Below are 14,014 nucleotides of genomic sequence, written 5' to 3' on the forward strand. Positions count from 1 at the left end.
ATGTCAGGTACGGCGCAGCACGCACCATCGGCCGTCGCCAAGGCGGCCGTCGCCTTCTCGGTCGCGGCCTTCACACTCACCGCCTGTGGCGGCGCGAACGCATCCGAGCCCGAGTCGATCTCGCTGTCCGCGCCCGCGGGACCGGCCGGGACGACCTTCTGGGACGTCGGGGAGCAGCCGCCCGCCGACGCGAAGCCGGGCGATGTTCACTCGGTCCAGCCCCGGTCCGACGCTCCGGAGGGAAGTCAGGGCTGGAACATCGTCTACGTCTCCGAAATCCAGCCCGGAGTCCGGAAGTACGTATCCGGGGAGATCTACGTTCCGCTGTCCAAGGGCGACGGTCCCCGCGACATGGTGCTGTGGAACCACGAGACCACCGGGCTGGCCGACAACTGTGCCCCGTCCAGACGGAGCTTGGGGGAGGGGGATCAGTCCCGCGTTCCGGCGATCGGCGAACTTCTCGACCAGGGATATGTGGTCGCCATGAGTGACTATCCGGGACAAGCCCTTCCGGGGCCGTCCTACTACATGGCCGGTGAGGTCAACGCCCGGGCTTCTCTCGACGTCCTGCGCGCTGTGCACAACCTCCCCGAGATCGACGCCTCGAACCGGTTCGTCGAATACGGCTGGTCGCAGGGCGGACAGACGACGATGCACGTCGAATCGATCCTGGATTCGTACGCCCCCGAATTCGACGGTGTGGGAGCTGGATTGATCGCGCCGGCGGTCCGCATCCGTGAACTGACCCTCAACTCGATGCAGAGTCCGGAGTTGGCGGGCTACGTCATTTCCACCCTGCCGGGCATCAAGGCGGCCTACCCGGATCTGCGTTACGGCGACTTCCTCACGGCCCCGGCGATGGAGCAGCTTCCGGTGCTCAGTGACGGCTGCTTCGACATCTGGAGCAGCGCTGCATCTTTGCGTGACGCGTACCAGCCGGGCGCGATGTCGCCGGACGGTAGTTGGTGGAAGGCCTTCACCGCCGTCGACGACTTCCGGCCCGCAGGGTCCATGCCGTTCGTCATCTATCAGGGATCGGACGACACGACCACCCCCGTTGCACTGACGTCACGCGAGCAGGAGGGACTGTGCCGCACCGGAACCGAGTCCGACTACCGCGAGTTCCCCGGGCTCGACCACGAGTCCGTCGTTCCCGAGGCGGCGAAGCAGTTCCCCGCATGGGCCGCAGACCGGTTCGCCGGGAAGGCCGCACCGAGCAACTGCCCGCAGCCGTGATCGCCGGTCCCGGACCCGGTTGCTGACGCCCGGTCCGCCCCGTGCCTCTCGGGGGCGGGTCGGACCGGGCTATCCGCGCAGTTCGTTCGGCAGCTCTGCCGGATCGACCAGGACGAACTGGTTGCTCGACCCGCGCACCTTCTCCGACATCGAGATGTTCTTGCGCAGCAGATTCCACTCCACATCGTCGATGCGGGCGGTGGCCTGCGTGAGCACCTTGCTGTCGCGGGTGCCCCAGGCGATCGGCATGAAACTCACCATCTGCCACGTGTCGCCGTTGCCCCGCGAGCTGCGGTCGCCCAGCACCGACACCGACGGGATCTTCTTGCCCACGGTCCAGCCCCGGCCGGGCAGGGCGCGGACGGTGCGGGTCGCGAGCGCGTAGTGCGGTTCGGTGGCGTCGGGCTTGGCGATGTCGAGCAACGAGAGCAGCGTGTACCCGCGGGGGTGGATCTCCGACACCACGGCCGGCACCAGGTTGCCCTTGGCGTACAGCTCGTCGATGCTGCCGACCTTGCGCGGCGTCCACACCACCATCCACAGCGACGTCACCGCGCACACCGCGAGGACGGCGCCGAGGATGTACGACCACGGCTGGCCCAGGACGAACAGTCCGGCGGCGCCGGCGCCGAGGGCGACCGCCATCACCGCGGCCGACCACTGCAGCCGCCGGAGATCTGCGAGGGTCTCGTTGACGGACTTGGCGTGAAGCTTGTCGACGGGGAACTCGAAGCGTCGCACGGGGGTGAAGTCCTATCCGATGGTCGGGCCGAGCAGGTCGTCGGCGTCCGTGATGCGGTACGCGTAGCCCTGTTCGGCGAGGAAGCGTTGGCGGTGGGCGGCGTACTCGGCGTCGAGCGTGTCCCGAGCGACCACCGAGTAGAAGTGTGCCTGACCGCCGTCGTGCTTCGGCCGCAGGAGTCGGCCCAGCCGCTGCGCCTCCTCCTGCCGGGAGCCGAACGTGCCCGACACCTGCACCGCCACCGATGCCTCCGGCAGGTCGATGGAGAAGTTCGCGACCTTGCTGACCACGAGGGTCTGGATCTCGCCGGCACGGAACTTGTCGAAGAGGAGCTCGCGTTCCTTGTTTCGCGTGGAACCCTGGATGACCGGGGCGTCGAGTTCCTCGCCCAGCTCCTCGAGCTGGTCCAGGTAGGCGCCGATCACCAGGGTCGGCGCACCGGGGTGCCGGTCCAGGATCGACTTCACGACGGCGTGCTTGGTCCGGGCCGTCGAGCACAGCTTGTAGCGCTCCTCCGGCTCGGCCGTCGCGTACGCCATGCGTTCGGCGTCGGTGAGCGTGACCCGCACCTCGATGCAGTCGGCGGGCGCGATCCACCCCTGCGCCTCGATGTCCTTCCACGGCGCGTCGTACCGCTTGGGGCCGATGAGGGAGAACACGTCGCCCTCGCGGCCGTCCTCGCGGACCAGCGTCGCGGTGAGGCCGAGGCGTCGACGCGACTGTAGGTCGGCGGTCATCCGGAACACCGGGGCGGGCAGCAGGTGCACCTCGTCGTAGATCACCAGGCCCCAGTCGCGGGAGTCGAACAGCTCGAGGTGCTTGTACTCGCCCTTCGACTTGCGGGTGATCACCTGGTAGGTCGCGATGGTGACCGGGCGGATCTCCTTCTTCTCGCCCGAGTACTCGCCGATCTCCTCCTCGGTGAGCGACGTGCGCGCGATCAGCTCGCGCTTCCACTGCCGGCCCGCGACGGTGTTGGTGACCAGGATCAGCGTCGTCGCCTTGGCCTTGGCCATCGCCGCCGCGCCCACCATGGTCTTGCCGGCGCCGCAGGGGAGCACGACGACGCCGGAGCCGCCGGCCCAGAACGAGTCGGCCGCCATCTCCTGGTAGTCGCGCAGGTGCCAGTGCCCCTCCTCGAACGCGAGGTCGATGGGGTGGGCCTCGCCGTCGACGTACCCGGCGAGGTCCTCGGCGGGCCAGCCGATCTTGAGCAGCATCTGCTTGAGGTGCCCGCGCTCGCTGGGATGCACGATCACGGTGTCGTCGTCGACCATGGCGCCGAGCATCGGGGCGATCTTCTTGTGCCGCATCACCTCGGTGAGCACCGCCCGGTCCAGGCTGATCAGCGTCAGCCCGTGCACGGGACTCTTCACCAGTTGCAGGCGGCCGTACCGGGCCATGGTGTCGACGATGTCGACCAGCAGCGGCTGCGGCACCGCGAAGCGGGAGTAGCTGACGAGGGCGTCCACCACCTGCTCGGCGTCGTGCCCGGCGGCGCGGGCATTCCACAGCGCGAGCGGAGTGATCCGGTAGGTGTGGACGTGCTCGGGGGCGCGCTCGAGTTCGGCAAACGGGGCGATCGCCTGCCGGGCGTCGTTCGCGCGCTCGTGATCGACCTCGAGCAGCAGTGTCTTGTCGGACTGGACGATCAGCGGGCCGTCGGTCACGTGCGCCTCCTAGCAACGGTAACCAGACCATTGTCCAGACGGCGGCGCTGTCCCGCCATACGGCGGTGCCTCGGCGGCCGCGGATCGTGAAGGATTTCCGTCGGCAGCCGCCGGAAATCCTTCACGATCGGATCAGCGTCCGGCGGTGAGGGATTTCTTGGTCTCCATCACCTGGACGAGTGCCTCGGAAATTCCGGCGCGATATCCGACGTCCCGTTCGCTGTGCACGGCGGTGGTGTCGAGCTCGTTTTCCAGTCGCGCCTGAATTTTGTCCAGGGCGAGCAGGGTCCGCTTCACGATAGGGGGTCCTTCACTTTTTTTCGTGCGTCGGCGGGAAAGGAAATCCGGAATGCTGGGCGCGCTCGTCGAGAACGAAAAGTTTCGCCGACGCGATGCCGGACCGGAAGCCGTCGGCGCGGGGTTGCGGCAGGGTGCTGTCGCCGAGCAGATGGTCCAGTTTCCGGTGCAGGTGGTCCAGCACACCCGGTGCGTCACGCGCCGGTGCCTCGCGGGTCATGGCGAGGTCCGTCAGTGGCGCTTACGCTTTTTGATCAACTCACCGGCATCAACAGCGCGCTCGCGCTTTTCCGCCCGCTTTTCCTTGATCGACTGACTTGGTTTCTTCAGATTTTTGCCAGGTTTCTTGTCGGCCATTGTCGCTCCTAATTCGAAGTGGCAATCACTCGATCGAGACCATACGTCATTTCCAGGAAAATGCCAGTCGTGCAGTTCGGAGCTTTTTCCGGGGCGGGAGAAAGTCAGTCGACGAGCGCGACGGAGGTGATGCGGTGCAGTGTGAAGCGACGCATCTCACCGGTCGCCGGGTCGAGCGCGTCGAGCTGACCGCCGCCGACGCTGACCGGTTCCACGATGCGCTGCGACGCGATGCCCTGCGCGTCGACGTAACCGATCGACACGCTGCGCCGGACCTGCGCGGCGGTCTGCAGCAGCGTCATCGTCGCCGCGCTGGACGCGCGCGTGCCGTCGCTGCGCAGTCCGGCACCGGTGGACGCGGCGGCGCGGTCACCGGCGCGGAGCGAGCGGACCAGCGTCGCGAGCTGCTCGTCGGTGGGGACGGCCGGGGTGCGCAGCCGCGGCACCCGGGCCGCCGGCACGCGGGCCCCGCGCGGGCGCAGGTCGACGATCGCGCCGGACGAGTCCTCGCCGGCCGGGGCGAACCCGACCGCACGCAGCTCGGTGAGGACCTCCTTGAGCGGGGCCTGCGAGATGACGACGGTGGGAGCCAGGGCCCGCAGCGCCAGCTGCTCGGCCACGGGGGAGGCCAGAACCTCCGCGAGCAGCGCCGGGTCCTCGCAGCGGATGAACGACGACGCGACCCCGGCCCGCAGCCGGCCGTGGCGGCGGGCGACGTCGTCGATGAGGTAGCTCAGCGACTGCGGCACCGGCGTCTTGGAGCGGGTCGAGAACAGCGTCTGCAGCTCGGACGCTGAGAGCCCGGCGTCGAGCGCGCGCCGGATGCTGTTCTCGCTGACCCGGTACATCGACGCCGCGCCCGCGGACTCGATGTCGGCGACGAGCGTGATCTGATCGAGCAGCTCCGGGATGAGCGGCCCGGGCGCGACGACGGTGAGGTCGGCCTGCACCAGGAAGTAGTCGATGGGCGCGGGCAGCGCGGCGTCCATCTCGGACTCGGGGTCGCCGCCGTGCAGCAGCGCCTTGCCCGGCGAACTGAGGACGCCGTGCGCCACCAGCCCGAGCGTGCGCGCCTCCCCGAGGGTCCGCTCCACGACGCGCGGCCCCAGCCGACCCGCCCAGCGCGGACGACGCCACGCGAGCAGCCGGCTGGCCTCGGACGCGGACACCGACTTCCCGCCGCCCGCCTCGGTGAGCAGTTCCAACAGCAGCCGGCGTTCCAGGGCGGCGCCCGGCGCGCGCACCTCCTCGGACAGCGCCGAGATGGGCTTGTCGGTGGCGTCGCGGCTACCGATGATCCATGGCCGGCGCGGCAGCGTCAGCCATGCCCCGGCGAGGGTGGCCCAGCGCCGGGCGGTGCCCGAGTTGAGCCAGCCGTCCACGGCGACGGTGGGGGCCCAGTAGTCGTCGATGTCGGTGAGCGGTGCGGGGTCGGGGCTGCCGCTCGCGATCAGTCCGGCACCGGCCAGCAGTTCGAGCAGCAGGCCGATGCGGGCCTCGTCGATGCCGGTCGACTTGGACAGCCGCCGCACCTCCCGCACACCCAGGCCGCCGGCCTTGAGCGCGGGCGCCGGCCCGTCACCGAGCGCGGCCACCAGGTCCTCACAGTGCCGCACCAGTTCGAGGGCCTCGCCCGCTGCGGTCGCGTTGACGTCGGAGAGCTTCTGCTTGCGTCCGGTGAGCGGGGGCGGGGTGGGTGACGCGGGATCGAAGACGGCCTCGCCGCGCAGCACCTGACCCACCTGGACGGGCAGCTCCACCGTCTCGGCGTCGATCCAGTGCAGCAGCCCGCGGGCGAGCAGACGTTGGACGGGGCGGTCCGGTGAGGTGCCGGGCGCGGCGTCGCGGGTGCGGCCGATGGGCGACGACCGGGCCAGCGTGGTCAGCAGGTCGCGCTCACCCGGTTCGATCCCGTCGAGCGCGGCCCGGATCTCGTCCTCGGTCATCGCCTCGGACTCGGCGGTGATACGGCCGATGCGCCACGGGATGGCGTCGGCCGCGGCGCGCACGATCCGCAGCCGGTCGTCGTCGCCCCACGTCAGCGCCAGGGCGCGCAGCCGGTCCAGCGCCTTGTCGACGGTCTTGGCCGGCACCCGGCCGCCGAGGGCGTCGTCGACGTGCCGGCGCGCGACCGGCATCTGATCGGCCTGTTCCAGCGCCAGGACCTCGAGGACGGTGAATTCGAGGGATCCCAGGGTGTCGGCGGCCCGCATCACCGACGCGCGCTGCTCGGCGCGCCCGGCCAGCACCGCGGCCGTGGCGGGTGGAGGCACGGCGAGATCCGGGCGCAGCCGCAACAGGTCGGTCAGTTCGGCGTCCTTGCGGGCGCTCAACCAGCCGGTCAGTGTGGGTGCTGCCACGGGGTTTGCGGTTTCCGGGGCGCCCTCGGTGCCATGCGTGGAGGTCATCGACTATGAGATTAGTGACCTGGGCTGTACGGCGGCGAACGCTCCTGTCAAAATGGGCGCGTGGCTAACAATTCGAAGAAGCGCTATGTCGATCCAGGGTGGCCGGAAACTGCGGATGGAGATCACGCGGTGACCGAGTTGTCTTCCAGCCGTGCAGGCAATCTCTCGCCGTTCGGCGAGGACACGGAGTTCCCGCTTCCGGTGGACTCGCTGCCCTACGTGCACCCGCACACCGTGATCAACCGCTGACGCGCAAACACAGAAAAGTGGGCCCCTCGCCATCGGCGAGGGGCCCACTTCGTGTTTCGGGGGGGAGCGGCTCAGCTCTGCGAGAGGTTCGCCACGCCGGCGACGTCCTGCAGGTTCAGCTTGCTGAGGTCGATCGTCTTCGCGACGTCGTAGGCGTCGAGGATCGGCTGGCCGATGACGATGCCCTGATCGGCGGCGGCGTCGATGAGCGAGTCGATCTGGTCGAAGACGCCCTGCGCGGGGTGCACCGGTGCCTGGGCGACCGGGGCGGGAGTGACGACCCGCGGGGCCTCGGTGGCTGGGGCGCTGCGCTGCGACGGCGCGCTGCTCAGGCCGAGCTTGGACGAGCAGGACGGCCAGGCGCCCCAACCCTGGTTGGCGAGCACGCGCTCAGCGACGACGATCTGCTGCTCACGGGTGGCCTGGTTCGCGGTGGCAGCGAACTGTCCGCCACCATGGCTGGTCCAGGTGCTCGGCGAGAACTGCAGGCCACCGTGGTAGCCGTTGCCGGTGTTGATGCCCCAGTTGCCGCCGGCCTCGCACTGCGCGAGCTTGTCCCAGTCGGAGTCGGGGGCCGCGCTGGCCGTGCCGGCGAAGGCGACACCGCCCACGCCCATGATGGCGCCGGTGACGGCGACCTTGGCTACGGTGCGGCCGGTGGTAGACGGCTTGCGATGGCGTCCGCTCATGTCGGTTGGTTCCTCTCCGCACGCGCCTGCGAGGTCAGCTGTCGGGTTCGGACTGAGAGGTCGCCCGGCCTCGCCGCTCATGGATGGAGCGGGTCTGGCTTCACCCCCAGGGAGATTGCTCTCCCGATGCCCTGCGGGGTTGTCCCTTTCGGGACCTTCTACCCCGGAGGACCTTTGGGTCCCCCGTCCCCGTCCATGGATGGTTCGTGGGTGTTCCGGACCCACTGGACGGGGTTTGGCGCGGCGGGCCCGGATGTGGCCGAAGTTCCGGCCGGACACGACGGTACGACGATCGAGCGCCAAACGTCACCGGTTGATAACGCGGCGCGTCTTGTGTTGCTCGACTGCGGGATTCGACTGAGACGGCTTAGCCCCAGCTAGTCGCGTTGGGGCAGGGTTGATCACGGTTCGACACCGCTCCGTTATCGGGGCGTAATGTGAGTGAGATCACACTCTGAACGGGCGGTCTGTCCCACTTTTCGGAACGGTCAGGCCGTCGACCACTGGGCCTGATCGCGGCGGTCGACGTCCACGATCTCCTTACCGAGCGGCATCAGACAGACAGGGATCATCTTGAGATTGGCGATCGCGAGCGGGATACCGATGATCGTGATCGCCATGGCGACGGCGGTGACGATGTGGCCGATCGCGATCCAGACGCCCGCGAGGATGAGCCAGATGACATTGCCGATGAGCGACCCGACGCCTGCGGTGGGTTTGTCGACCACCGTCTTGCCGAACGGCCACAGCGCGTACACCCCGATCCGGAAGGACGCGATGCCGAACGGGATCGTGATGATGAGGATGCACATGATCACGCCGGCCAGGAAGTAGCCGAGCGCCAGCCACAGGCCACCGAAGATCAGCCAGATGATGTTCAGCAGGATCCTCATGGTGATTCCTTCCAATGGTTGGGGAGCCTCCGGCTCAGCGACTCCGGCGTCCGGAGCGGAGGGCGTAGGCGATCGCGAGCACGAAGCCGAGCGGGCACGCGAGCGTGAGGAAGTACAGAACCAGGCCGGGGTCGCCCTCGGAGAGTGAATGGACGAAGAAGATGGCGACGATCGCCGCGATCCCGATCAGGAAGCTGGCGACTGCTGCGTAGAACAGTCCTTTGCCGGCCCGGCCGGGGGTGTCGGTGTCGCTGCGGTTCGAATCGTTCGTCACAACACAACGGTAGGCCACCCGCGGGCGTGAGGCGCACGCGCTTCCCGAAGTGGCGGCCGGAGAAATATCTCCGAATTGGACGTTTGATTACATTCGCTGCCCTAGGCTCCGCGCCATGACTGCTTCCACTCGTGTGCCCGGATCGCTGGCGTGGCAGGGCAAGATTCTGGGTGGGGTGCTGCTCGCGCTCTTCCTCGCGGCCGTCGCCGTGATCGCGGTGCCGTCGCTGGCTCGCGCCGACGAGCCGGCCCCCACCGTCGAGTACTCGTCCGACAACAGTGTCACCTGGGGCGGCATCGGGGAGATCGACTGGAATCTCGGTGAGCTGGTCCCCGGGCGGGAGCTCGCGACCACCTTCCAGGTCCGCAACATCGCCGGCGTGGAGGGCTTCGTCGGCTTCTCGGTGGGCCCGTACACCCTGTCCCAGGGCATGACCGCGACCGCGCGTGTCGACATCGACGGCAAGGCCGGCGACGCAGTGACACTGACCGAGCCCCGCGTGGTGGCTCCCGGAACGCGGATCGGCTCGGTCCACCTCGGTCCGAACGAGACCGCCGCGATCTCTCTGGTCGTCGGAATGCCCTCCAACGTAGGTAACCAGGCGCAGAACGGCCACGTGAAGCCGATGTGGGCGGTCGGCTTCGTGCCCGGGCCCGGCCCCGCCTCCACCGGTCCCCTCGGCTCCCTCGGCAGCGGCAGCTTCGCTTCCTGACCGGGTGCCGGTAGCCCCGACGAACGAACGGGCGGTTGCCTGACTCGGCTCTCGGCCGATGGTCGGACAACCGCCCGTTCGTGTTCCGATGCGAGTTGCCGGCACCGCTGACCGAGAAGCGCCGGCTGTTCTCCGTCTGCGGGAGAACAGCCGGCGCTGTGCGGCGTGCGTCGATCCGGAACGCACGTGCCCGTTTCCCCGCGCACGTCGTCCACCCGACCTCCGGTGCAGGATCGGGGAGTTGCGGGAAGTGGGGGATCAGGGCCGCCCGATGGGAGGGGGGACCGACGGTGGCCCTGAGATTGTGGGGGGGGTTAGGAGAGGACCTGCTCGAGACGAATTCTGAAGTCGCCGAATGTTGCCGAATCCGACTGCCCGACAATGCCTGACGTCTGCGGATCGAAGATGAACCTGGCTGCCACGTCGACAACCGCGTTGTTCTGTGCGGTGTCGACCACGATGCCGGCAGGGCCGGACGGGACGACGGTACCCCCGATGGTCGCGGTGACCTGAGGCTGTAGCTTGCCCTTGAGCTGGCCGCCGCCGGTGAAGGCGATGTCGTCGGCCGTCAGCCGCGCCTGCAGACCGGTGCCGTTGACGGTGAGCCGGTAGCTGCCTCGGTACGTCAGAACGTCGCCGGGTACCACCCGGAACGTCGCGATGTCGATGGGACCGTTCCGGTCGCTCCAGCCCGGCGTCGTCACCTGGGTGAGAGCGAGGGAGCCCGAACCGTTGCCCCCACCACCGATCGTGGTGGGGGGTGCGGTGGTGGTGGGCGCCGACGGCGTCGTGGTCGTTGCGCCACCGGCGCTACCGCTGCCGAGGCTGCCGAAGTCGCACGCGGACAGCATCAGTGTGGAGCCGAGTGTGGCGGCCGCGACGGCGACCCTGAAGCCCTTGGTCTGTGTCTTCATCGGACTACTTTCATTCCCCTCGTGCAAGATTCGCCGGCCCCGACCCGATTGGACTTCCCGGCGGTGAGGCCGGGCAGCAGGAGCGTCATTCGATCAGGGCCGCGATGTCGGCCGGCACGTCGGTGGACGACGGGTCGACGGCGGTCTTGTTCCATGTGGAACCCGTTGCCTTGTAGAGCTTCCCGTTATCCACAATCCACAGGGCGTCTGTGGATGAATCCCACTCGTAGTGGGCCGATGCCGACGCTGGAATCCGCTCCAGTTCTTCACCGTTCGCGTCCTCGATCACGATCGCGGTCTCCGAGGTTTCGGCCGAGTTCACCAACAGCGCCGAGTAGTCGCGGGACTGCGACTTCTCCGACGTGCCCAGGGGGGTGTCGGCGGCAGTGGCCGTCGTAGCCGGAGGCGTGGTTGTAGTGGTAGTGGTTGTCGTGGATTCCGATGTCTCCGACGCCGTTGTCGGAGGCGTGGTTGTCGTGGTGGTGGTGCTTGCCGTCGTGTCGGACGTCGTCGGAGCGGTCGTTGTGGTGCTAGTGGTGGTCTGAGGCGACGTCGTGCTCGACGGTGCGGCGGTTGTCGAGGACGGCGTCGTGGTGGTCTCGACGGGTCCCGCCATCCGGGCGTTCAGCGCTTCGGTTCCGGCGGTTAGTCCCTGCACCTGGTTGCCGTCGGAGGTAGCGCCGTCGCACTTGATGTTCCAGAGGGTGAACGCCCACATGTTCTCGCCTACCCAGCCGGAGCCAATCTGCCCGTCTCGCTTCGCGCGCACCTCGATTCGGGAGGACGAGGCCGTCTCGTAGACGTTGTCGTATGCGCTCACGCTGATGGAGACTACGTCTCCCTTGTTCTGCGGGATCGTGGGATTCCAGGATCCGCCCCATCCGCTCACCAGCTTGACATCATAGGTGTACCCGGGTCCGAGATGCGCCCACTTCATCGTGACGGAGCCACCGCTACCGCTGCACCCCAACCACTTCGGTGCCGCCAACATATCGGCGGGCGTCGAGAACGACGCTGCCGCCGTGGCATTGTCGGTGAGCGCCGCAGCGGTCATCGTGGCCTGGGTGATGCCGAGGACAGACAGGGCGGCGGCGCTGATCGCAAGTATCGATCGAGCGGAGGGGACCGAGAATCGCTTTGTGGGAGACATGGGTTCGACCTTCGACTCGATGACTGGCACGAATTCGGTGGTGGCAGCGTCCTCGATAGACGAACCCGGGCCGGTCGCCTGGTCGTCGTCGCTGTCGTCGTCATTCTTCTTGGCTGGGCGTACCACGATCATCAGTAGAGCGCCGACGAAAGCGCCGCCGAGGAGGAGTGCAGCGGGGCTCGACAGCCACGCCACCACGTAGCCGAGTCCGCCGACGCTCGTGAAGACGCGATCGGCTTCGGTGATTGCGTAGGGTTCGATGTCGGGGTCCTGGTTGGCATCGCCCTTGAGTGTGACGAGCACGGTGCCACCGGCCTGTGGATCGAGCGCGTGCACGCGGTGCGTGATGCGGGTGCCCTGCGTATTCTCGACGCTGACAACGTCACCAACCTTCAGATCGGTGGCTGGGACGTTGCGAGACAACGCGAGTGAACCGGTTGTGATCTCGGGCGACATCGAACCGGACCGGAAGATCAGCGGCTTGACGCCGAACACCATTGCGGCGACGGTCGCCACTATGCAGATCACGCCAGCGACGGCACCGATGGTGAGCGCGGTTTCTCGGCAGAGCCAGCTGATTGATCTTGGCCGGCGCGAAGCCTTCTCATTGTCAGACATTGCTACCTCACGCCGTGGTCGCCGCAAAGGCGAATGAGACGTTGACCGTCTTGTTCTGCGAGGCGACTGTCACGGTGGGGTCGAGTGCGACGCGGAAACACAGTGTCTCCGAACCGGTCGACGGGGCGAGGTTGCGGCCGACGGTGATGATCGGCTTGGCTGCGCTGGTGGACAGGGCCGTGGGGGCGATGATCTGGTTTGCGCACGCGGCGTCGAGGACAGTGACCTTGAGGAATCCGGCCAGGGTGGCGTCGCCGGTTGCAGAGGCCGACATCGTATAGCTGAACGGGGCAGTGCCCTTGTTCTGGATCGGCAGGGCGGCCTGGACACTGTCGCCCGGCATCATGTCGGTCTTGTTCAGCGTTGTGAACGCGTACGCGGGATTGCCCTGATTGTTGTTGAGCTGCAGGTCGATCGAGGCAACGCTGAAAACACCCGACGTCGCGGTTGCGGTGTCACTCCACGCGGCCATAGTGCCGACCGCACCCAGACCGAGCACGATTCCGAGGGAGAGTGCGGCGCGCACTCGGCCGCCACCTAACGCCTTGCGCACGCGGGTACCGGAGGTGGGAGTCGATGAGGAGTGCTCGGGGCGAGGCATCGCGGTCCTTCTTACTTCGTCGTGGCCGGCGCGTCGGCGTCGACAACGGGGATTACGGCAGTGACGGTGGAGTCGTCGTCGGAGGCCGACTCGGGTCGGCGCTTGCGGGCCTTGTCCAGGCCTGAGCTGACGAACATCGACACCGCGTAGATCAGCAGACCGCCGACGACCACCACGAGGAGGACCGAGCGCTGCTTGCCGGTGATGTAGTTGTTGACATACCCCACATAGGACACGGAGTACCAGACCTTGCCCCGAACCTGCTCGGGTACAACCGGTCTCTCGTCGGGTGACGGGTTGTTGTCGCCGTGCGTCACAAACGTCAGTTCGCCCTGAGACGTGCGCCGCACCTGGGTGATCCGGTGGGTCACAACATCCGGCTTGCCGGACTCCCACTGAAAGGTGATGGGGTCGCCGACCGCGAGTGTCTGCGGGTCCTGCGGTCGCACAACGATGAGCGTTCCCGGAGGATACGTGGGCTTCATCGAACCGGTCAGCACCGTATATGGGGTGGCGCCGACGATTCGTGGAATCACGATCGTCAGCGCCAGGATGCCGACCATCGCGATGAGCAGCAGCCAAGAGACGACGGACTTCACCCACCACCAAATGGTGGTGGGCTCGTCCCTCCCGACCGCGTTACTCATCAGGACTCCGAAGCGAAGGTGAATGTTGCCGTGGTGCTGGCGCCTTGAATTGCTGCAGCGCCGACTGTGCCGCGAAGACACAGCACCTCGGACGCACCTGAGCCGAGAGTGCGCCATTGCGGCGACGTGGGAGTCTGCGCACCGACCATCGCCCCGCTGTAAAGCTGCGTTGCCCCAGTCGGGTTGGCGTCTGCGGGGCATGCCGCCTCTGAGCCGACGGTCGATACCGTGAGCGTCAGGGGCACAGCAGCATCGGATTGCGCGACGTTCTGCAGTCGGTACTTCATTGGCACGTTGCCGGAGTTGCGCACCGTCAGCGGAGCCTGCGCGAAGCCTCCGGGTATCAGGTTGGTCTTGCCCAGGGCCGAGAACGCGAAGTTGCTCTGCGTCGTGCCGCCGGCACCGACACCGATGTCGAGGGTTCCGGAGGTGATGGTTCCCCCGGCGAGGCTCTTGGAGTCACTCCACAGGGCGCCGGTCTGCTGGGTGGAGAAGAAGATCAGACCCAGGGCCGGCACCGCTGCGAGTGCCCACCAACGGTGGTTTTTGGACAACTG

Annotated in this window: 17 protein-coding genes and 1 riboswitch; of the genes, 3 read left to right on the forward strand and 14 right to left on the reverse strand. The window is 67.7% G+C overall.

Annotated elements, in window-relative coordinates; genetic code table 11:
• Entirely contained in the window at window positions 1-1,236 is a 1,236-nt protein-coding gene (locus HUN07_RS05800; protein WP_174908453.1) for a lipase family protein, read from the forward strand.
• Window positions 1,237-1,305: 69 nt separating this feature from the next.
• Here the strand turns inward: HUN07_RS05800 and HUN07_RS05805 are convergent, their stop codons facing one another.
• From HUN07_RS05805 to HUN07_RS05825, 6 genes are all read right to left on the reverse strand, one after another.
• Window positions 1,306-1,977, reverse strand: coding sequence for a DUF3239 domain-containing protein (locus HUN07_RS05805; protein ID WP_114722901.1), 672 nt, complete (start codon window positions 1,975-1,977; stop codon window positions 1,306-1,308).
• A 12-nt stretch (window positions 1,978-1,989) separates the two neighbouring features.
• On the reverse strand, window positions 1,990-3,648 hold the full coding sequence (locus HUN07_RS05810; protein ID WP_114722902.1) for a DNA repair helicase XPB: 1,659 nt from the start codon (window positions 3,646-3,648) through the stop codon (window positions 1,990-1,992).
• A 132-nt stretch (window positions 3,649-3,780) separates the two neighbouring features.
• Complete coding sequence (locus HUN07_RS05815; protein ID WP_174908455.1) at window positions 3,781-3,945, reverse strand: hypothetical protein; 165 nt, start codon at window positions 3,943-3,945, stop codon at window positions 3,781-3,783.
• A 13-nt stretch (window positions 3,946-3,958) separates the two neighbouring features.
• The gene (locus HUN07_RS05820) at window positions 3,959-4,165 is read right to left on the reverse strand and encodes a hypothetical protein (protein WP_114722903.1); all 207 of its coding nucleotides are present in this window, start codon (window positions 4,163-4,165) and stop codon (window positions 3,959-3,961) included.
• An 11-nt stretch (window positions 4,166-4,176) separates the two neighbouring features.
• Window positions 4,177-4,302: a hypothetical protein gene (locus HUN07_RS27255; RefSeq protein ID WP_258557998.1), complete on the reverse strand. Its 126-nt coding sequence runs from the start codon at window positions 4,300-4,302 to the stop codon at window positions 4,177-4,179.
• Window positions 4,303-4,406: 104 nt separating this feature from the next.
• Window positions 4,407-6,710 carry a helicase-associated domain-containing protein gene (locus tag HUN07_RS05825; protein WP_174908457.1) on the reverse strand — a complete coding sequence of 768 codons (2,304 nt, stop codon included), beginning with the start codon at window positions 6,708-6,710 and terminating at the stop codon, window positions 4,407-4,409.
• Between the two features lie 60 nt (window positions 6,711-6,770).
• Between HUN07_RS05825 and HUN07_RS05830 the strand changes: the two genes are divergently transcribed.
• Window positions 6,771-6,959 (forward strand): hypothetical protein, encoded by a 189-nt coding sequence (locus HUN07_RS05830; protein WP_114722905.1) that lies wholly within the window; start codon window positions 6,771-6,773, stop codon window positions 6,957-6,959.
• Window positions 6,960-7,030: 71 nt separating this feature from the next.
• On the opposite strand, the gene HUN07_RS05835 is transcribed toward HUN07_RS05830, so the two are convergent.
• The 3 genes from HUN07_RS05835 to HUN07_RS05845 form a co-directional block, all read right to left on the reverse strand.
• On the reverse strand, window positions 7,031-7,648 hold the full coding sequence (locus tag HUN07_RS05835; protein WP_114722906.1) for a resuscitation-promoting factor Rpf1 domain-containing protein: 618 nt from the start codon (window positions 7,646-7,648) through the stop codon (window positions 7,031-7,033).
• Window positions 7,649-7,655: 7 nt separating this feature from the next.
• A riboswitch (cyclic di-AMP (ydaO/yuaA leader) is annotated at window positions 7,656-7,812 on the reverse strand.
• A gap of 324 nt (window positions 7,813-8,136) precedes the next feature.
• Window positions 8,137-8,541, reverse strand: a complete 405-nt coding sequence (locus HUN07_RS05840; protein ID WP_114722907.1) for a YccF domain-containing protein — start codon at window positions 8,539-8,541, stop codon at window positions 8,137-8,139.
• A gap of 34 nt (window positions 8,542-8,575) precedes the next feature.
• Window positions 8,576-8,815, reverse strand: a complete 240-nt coding sequence (locus tag HUN07_RS05845) for a hypothetical protein (protein WP_174908459.1) — start codon at window positions 8,813-8,815, stop codon at window positions 8,576-8,578.
• Between the two features lie 115 nt (window positions 8,816-8,930).
• Between HUN07_RS05845 and HUN07_RS05850 the strand changes: the two genes are divergently transcribed.
• Window positions 8,931-9,527: a hypothetical protein gene (locus tag HUN07_RS05850; protein WP_174908461.1), complete on the forward strand. Its 597-nt coding sequence runs from the start codon at window positions 8,931-8,933 to the stop codon at window positions 9,525-9,527.
• 314 nt (window positions 9,528-9,841) lie between these two features.
• On the opposite strand, the gene HUN07_RS05855 is transcribed toward HUN07_RS05850, so the two are convergent.
• The 5 genes from HUN07_RS05855 to HUN07_RS05875 all read right to left on the reverse strand — a co-directional run bounded on the left by HUN07_RS05855 (window position 9,842) and on the right by HUN07_RS05875 (window position 14,011).
• Complete coding sequence (locus HUN07_RS05855; RefSeq protein ID WP_174908463.1) at window positions 9,842-10,441, reverse strand: alternate-type signal peptide domain-containing protein; 600 nt, start codon at window positions 10,439-10,441, stop codon at window positions 9,842-9,844.
• A gap of 85 nt (window positions 10,442-10,526) precedes the next feature.
• Window positions 10,527-12,119, reverse strand: coding sequence for a signal peptidase I (locus HUN07_RS05860; protein WP_254622814.1), 1,593 nt, complete (start codon window positions 12,117-12,119; stop codon window positions 10,527-10,529).
• Between the two features lie 97 nt (window positions 12,120-12,216).
• The gene (locus HUN07_RS05865) at window positions 12,217-12,810 is read right to left on the reverse strand and encodes a TasA family protein (protein ID WP_174908467.1); all 594 of its coding nucleotides are present in this window, start codon (window positions 12,808-12,810) and stop codon (window positions 12,217-12,219) included.
• A gap of 11 nt (window positions 12,811-12,821) precedes the next feature.
• Entirely contained in the window at window positions 12,822-13,457 is a 636-nt protein-coding gene (locus HUN07_RS05870; protein WP_174908469.1) for a signal peptidase I, read from the reverse strand.
• Window positions 13,457-14,011 carry a hypothetical protein gene (locus tag HUN07_RS05875; protein ID WP_254622815.1) on the reverse strand — a complete coding sequence of 185 codons (555 nt, stop codon included), beginning with the start codon at window positions 14,009-14,011 and terminating at the stop codon, window positions 13,457-13,459. Before HUN07_RS05875 ends, HUN07_RS05870 begins: the two co-directional genes overlap by 1 nt.
• Window positions 14,012-14,014: the final 3 nt, after the last annotated feature.

Origin of the sequence: Rhodococcus sp. W8901 (assembly GCF_013348805.1) — a bacterium.
GTDB lineage: Bacteria > Actinomycetota > Actinomycetes > Mycobacteriales > Mycobacteriaceae > Prescottella.

Excerpts from the sequence above, each read along its gene's own strand:
- HUN07_RS27255 (WP_258557998.1), bottom strand. The coding sequence starts at position 4,302 with ATGGCCGACAAGAAACCTGGCAAAAATCTGAAGAAACCAAGTCAGTCG.
- HUN07_RS05865 (WP_174908467.1), bottom strand. The coding sequence starts at position 12,810 with ATGCCTCGCCCCGAGCACTCCTCATCGACTCCCACCTCCGGTACCCGC.
- HUN07_RS05800 (WP_174908453.1), top strand. The coding sequence starts at position 1 with ATGTCAGGTACGGCGCAGCACGCACCATCGGCCGTCGCCAAGGCGGCC.
- HUN07_RS05870 (WP_174908469.1), bottom strand. The coding sequence starts at position 13,457 with ATGAGTAACGCGGTCGGGAGGGACGAGCCCACCACCATTTGGTGGTGG.
- HUN07_RS05820 (WP_114722903.1), bottom strand. The coding sequence starts at position 4,165 with ATGACCCGCGAGGCACCGGCGCGTGACGCACCGGGTGTGCTGGACCAC.
- HUN07_RS05840 (WP_114722907.1), bottom strand. The coding sequence starts at position 8,541 with ATGAGGATCCTGCTGAACATCATCTGGCTGATCTTCGGTGGCCTGTGG.
- HUN07_RS05850 (WP_174908461.1), top strand. The coding sequence starts at position 8,931 with ATGACTGCTTCCACTCGTGTGCCCGGATCGCTGGCGTGGCAGGGCAAG.
- HUN07_RS05825 (WP_174908457.1), bottom strand. The coding sequence starts at position 6,710 with ATGACCTCCACGCATGGCACCGAGGGCGCCCCGGAAACCGCAAACCCC.
- HUN07_RS05855 (WP_174908463.1), bottom strand. The coding sequence starts at position 10,441 with ATGAAGACACAGACCAAGGGCTTCAGGGTCGCCGTCGCGGCCGCCACA.
- HUN07_RS05835 (WP_114722906.1), bottom strand. The coding sequence starts at position 7,648 with ATGAGCGGACGCCATCGCAAGCCGTCTACCACCGGCCGCACCGTAGCC.